Source organism: Vibrio sp. 2134-1, assembly GCF_033339495.1.
In genome coordinates, this window is sequence record NZ_JAWOUS010000861.1 from 1 (window position 1) to 541 (window position 541).

A 541-nucleotide genomic window follows, 5' to 3' on the forward strand; every position below is an offset into this window, starting at 1 on the left:
ACTGGTATCCATACGTTGATGGTAGCAGAGCAAGCCGCAAAGCTGAGCACATCACTCCCTGTTAGATTTGCCGCACAGGTGCATGACTTAGGGAAAGGCGTGACACCAGAGAGCGAATGGCCAAGCCATAAAATGCATTGTCATACCGGTTTAAAGCTAATTAAAAAACTGTGCGAACGTGTACGTGTACCGAATGAATTTAAAGAGTTAGCGCTCATGGTCTGCGAGCAACACTCCAACATTCATCGCGCCGCTGAGTTAAAGCCGCAAACCATCATCAAAATCCTGAACAAGTTTGATGTATGGCGCAAGTCGGAGCGCCTAAAAGACATTCTAATTTGCTGCCAAGCGGATCATGCAGGCCGCAAAGGTTTAGAAGATCTACCATATCCACAAGCGGATATTTTCATGCTGGCCTATCAAGCAGCGGCATCAGTAGATGTGCAAGCCATCATTCAGGATGGCTTCAAAGGTCCAGCTATTCGTGATGAACAAGAAAAACGACGTATTGAAGCGGTCAAAGTCGCTTTAAATAAGTAAC

At 46.0% G+C, this 541-nt stretch carries 1 protein-coding gene; it reads left to right on the forward strand.

Annotated elements, in window-relative coordinates; translation table 11 throughout:
• On the forward strand, positions 1 to 540 hold a 540-nt coding region (locus R7R78_RS28945; RefSeq protein WP_225474949.1), incomplete at its 5' end, for an HD domain-containing protein.
• Position 541 lies beyond the last annotated feature (1 nt).